Origin of the sequence: Stieleria sp. (assembly GCF_041595215.1) — a bacterium.
Lineage (GTDB): Bacteria > Planctomycetota > Planctomycetia > Pirellulales > Pirellulaceae > Stieleria > Stieleria magnilauensis.
The window spans coordinates 1-3,954 of sequence record NZ_JBFHKV010000831.1 but is presented as its reverse complement, the minus strand read 5'-3'; the positions used below and the strand labels follow the sequence as shown (position 1 = coordinate 3,954).

Annotated in this window: 2 protein-coding genes and 1 pseudogene; all 3 read left to right on the top strand. The window is 58.1% G+C overall.

All coding sequences use genetic code 11. From position 1 onward, the window contains the following. Positions 1–8: 8 nt before the first annotated feature. Positions 9–569: pseudogene (locus ABX749_RS24890) on the top strand (DUF1549 domain-containing protein); the annotation flags it as partial. 798 nt (positions 570–1,367) lie between these two features. Further along, positions 1,368–2,357 (top strand): DUF1553 domain-containing protein, encoded by a 990-nt coding sequence (locus tag ABX749_RS24885; protein ID WP_372898369.1) that lies wholly within the window; start codon positions 1,368–1,370, stop codon positions 2,355–2,357. A 102-nt stretch (positions 2,358–2,459) separates the two neighbouring features. Then, the gene (locus ABX749_RS24880; RefSeq protein WP_372898368.1) at positions 2,460–3,863 is read left to right on the top strand and encodes a DUF1501 domain-containing protein; all 1,404 of its coding nucleotides are present in this window, start codon (positions 2,460–2,462) and stop codon (positions 3,861–3,863) included. Positions 3,864–3,954: the final 91 nt, after the last annotated feature.

The following is a 3,954-nucleotide window of genomic DNA, read 5'->3' as shown; positions in this document are numbered from 1 at the left end:
GGACCTTCATTCGACGAGCCGCGTATGATCTGACCGGATTGCCTCCCACACCCCAACAAGTCCAGGACTTCGTCGCCGACCAGTCCCCGGATGCCGTGTAAAACTTGATCGACCGATTGCTTGAATCACCACAGTACGGTGAACGCTGGGGGCGGCACTGGTTGGACGTGGTTGGCTATGCGGATTCCGAAGGATACACGATCGACGATCCCATCCGCCCGCACGCGTATCACTACCGTGACTATGTCATCAGGGCGATGAATGACGACATGCCGTTTGATCGTTTTATCCGCGAACAGTTGGCCGGCGACGAAATGATCGGCTTTCCCAAAAAGAATCTGACGGCCGACGAAACGGAGAAACTGATCGCCACCGGTTTCTTACGAATGGTTCCTGACGGCACGGGGAAAGTCAGCGGCGAGGAGCTGCCACTGGCTGAAAACCAAGTCATCGCCGACACGCTGCATGTGGTGGGCAGCTCGTTGTTGGGGCTGACACTGAGCTGTGCCCAGTGCCACAATCATCGCTACGATCCGATTCCACAGGCGGAGTATTTTCAGATTCGAGCGATCTTCGAACCCGCTTATGACTGGAAGAACTGGCGTAAGCCGTCGGCCCGGTTGGTGTCGCTGTACACCGACGAAGATCGCAAGGTGGCCTCGGAAATCGAAGCCCAAGCCAAACAGATTGATGCGGAATACAAGCAACGCGCCGAGGAACTGATCGCCGAGACGTTGGAGGATCAACTCGTCCAGCATGTTCCCGAAGCGTTGCGCGATGCACTACGGGTCGCTTACCAAACCCCGGTGGCCAAGCGGACCAAGGAACAACAAGACCATTTAAAAAAGTATCCCAAAATCCTGAAGATCTCCGCCGGTGCGCTGTACCTGTATGACCGCGAACTTCGTAGCAAGCTCGCGGGGTTGAAGAAGGAGCAGGCAGACAAAACAGCCGCCGCAATCGCGGCCGCGCAAAAACTCGCACTCCAATCACTCGCCGACGACGTTGCAAAGCAAGTGGCTGCGGCGATCGCGGTCCCACGCGAAAAACGAACCAAGGAGCAGCAAGACCGACTGGCCGAACACGCCGGGTTGGAAGTCACCGCCGGCAACCTTGCAGAATTCGACCCACAGGCCGCTGCCGAAGTGGCCCAGCGGCAGTCGGTCATCGACCGGACGAAGGAACGAGCGCCACAGCTGGCCGCGATTGCCAATCGCGCCAAAGCACTCCGCGCGACAAAGCCGAAAGAGCATTTCGTGCAGGCATTGACGGAAGTCCCCGGGAAGGTCCCCGAAACGTTTGTCTTCGCGCGAGGTGATTACCACAATCCGACGGACAAGGTGGCCCCTGCACCGCTCTCGGTGGTGATGGCAAACAATCCCGCTGAAATCCCTCTCAATGACGAAGCTCTGCTGACCACGGGACGCCGGTTGGCCTACGCCAACTATCTCACCAATGGTCGGCATCCACTGCTCGCGCGTGTCTTGGTGAATCGATTTTGGATGCATCACTTTGGGACCGGGATCGTGGCGACCCCCAGTGACTTTGGCAGGCTGGGTGAACCGCCCTCCCATCCAGAGCTGTTGGACTGGTTGGCGACGCAATTCATGGAGAGTGGGTGGAGCCTGAAAACGTTTCACCGCCTGGTGATGACATCGACCGCGTACCGCCAAGCGCTGAGGGTGATTCCGCCCGATCGCACCGACCCCGACAATCGGTTGCTCAGCGGGATGTCGTTGCGTCGTCTGGAGGCGGAAACGATTCGTGACAGCATGCTGGCCATTAGTGGCAAATTGAACTCCAAACCGTTTGGGCCTCCCGTTCCCGTGATGGCGGACACGGTCGGCCAGTTTGTCCTTGGGATTGAAAATCTCAATGCCGGTCGCCCCGGAGCGTTGATCGACATGAAGGGCGAAGACTTGCGCCGCTCGGTTTACGCCCAGGTGCGACGCAGCCGCCCGCTCAGTTTGCTCGATAGCTTTGACGCACCGCGGATGGATCCTAATTGTGAAGTCCGCCGGACCTCGACGGTCGCTCCGCAATCGTTGCTGTTGATGAACAACGAATTTGTGCACGATCGATCCCACGATTTCGCCCGCCGACTGGTCGCACAAGCGGGGTCGGACCGATCCGACCAGGTCAAGCTTGCCTGGGAACTGGCCTATTGCCAATCACCCAGCGACCAACAGATCGCCTCGGCACTGGACTTCATCGAGCGTGAGACGGCGGTGCTTGCGAATTCTCCCCAGGCGGCCGGTCTCGCCAAGCAGGACGAAACGCAAACGCCCGCGATGTTAGCGCTGTCCAGTTTTTGTCAGACGCTCTTGAGTTCAAACCGTTTCTTGTACGTCGATTGAATTGTTATGAAAGATCAGCAGCCAACCCGGCGTTCGGGAAATCTCGCCTCCACCACTGCGTCATCGCGCCGTCATTTCAACGCCACTGGCGCGATGAGTTTGATGGGATTCGCGTTAAACGCCCTACTGCAAAACGAGCGTGTGAACGCGGCATCGCCGGCGGACGATCCGTTTGCCCGTCCGGAAATGGAGCCCAAGTCGTATGACTTGAAACCGAAGTCGCCCCATTTCGAGCCCCGCGCCAAGGCGATGATCTCGCTGTGGATGCAGGGCGGCCCGAGCCATCTGGATCTCTTTGATCCCAAGCCCGAGCTGCAGAAGATGGACGGAAAAGATTTCGAAGGCGACATCAAGTACGACAACGCGGCGGAGGCCAGTTCCAAACTGATGGCGTCGCCGTGGAAGTTTCACAAACATGGTGGTTGCGGGATGGAGATCTCGGAGCTGCTGCCCGGCTTGGGCGAAGTGGTCGACGACATCACTCTGATCCGATCGATGCACACCGGCGTGAACAATCACGGCCAGTCGATTCAAGCGATGCAGAACGGACGTATTTTGTCAGGTCGTCCCACCGTGGGCAGTTGGCTGACGTATGGTCTGGGCTGCGAAACCGACAACCTGCCCGCCTACGTCGCGCTCATCGATCCAGGCCAATTGCCGGTGATGGGCGTGGAAAATTGGACCAACGGTTTCCTGCCCTCGATCTATCAAGGGACGGTCATCCGCCCGCAAGCCCCGCGCATCCTGAACCTCGATCCGCCCCCGTACTTGAAAGGTGCCGCACAAACCGAGGCGCTCAACTATCTGGAAGAACTCAACCGTGAGCACCTGGCCCGCCGCGTCGGTTACCACGATCTCGAAGCGAGGATCGCCAGTTACGAATTGGCGGCCAACATGCAACTGGCGGCCAAGGAAGCGGTCGACTTCAGTACCGAGACGCAAGCGACGCTAAAAATGTACGGGTTGGAGAATCCCGAGACGAAAGAGTTTGGAGCGAGGTGTCTGATCGCGCGGCGGTTGATCGAGCGGGGCGTCCGCTTTGCACAGATCTTTACCGAAAACCAACGCTGGGATCATCATGGCAGCATCGTCAGCAAGCTGCCCACGGCTTGTAAGAAAGTCGATGTGCCGTCGGCCGCACTCGTCAAGGATCTGAAGCAACGCGGAATGCTCGATTCCACCATCGTGCATTGGGGAGGCGAAATGGGCCGCTTACCCGTCATAGAAAACAATTCCGGTCCCTCGCGAGTCGGGCGCGACCACAATACGTATGGTTTCAGTATGTGGGTCGCCGGAGGTGGTTTTAAACGCGGCCACGTTTACGGTGCAACGGACGAACTCGGACACAAGGCGGTCGAGGATGTGGTCAACCACTTCGATTACCATGCCACCTTGTTGCACTTGTTCGGGCTAGACGCCGAACGATTTCACTATGATTCCAACAACCGATCCATGTCCTTGCTGGACAATCAAGGCGGTCGGGTGATCAAGGGGCTTTTGGCGTAAGCGTTGCCTAGTATTTCGTCTCAGCTCAATTTTCAGGTCGTGGACGAGGCGACGAGTCCTCCGCAGTGGGCGTGTTGGCAAAGGACTCGTC

Bases quoted from the DNA above. Each gene is read 5' to 3' on its own strand.
- ABX749_RS24880 (WP_372898368.1), top strand. From the start codon at position 2,460: ATGGGATTCGCGTTAAACGCCCTACTGCAAAACGAGCGTGTGAACGCG.
- ABX749_RS24885 (WP_372898369.1), top strand. From the start codon at position 1,368: ATGGCAAACAATCCCGCTGAAATCCCTCTCAATGACGAAGCTCTGCTG.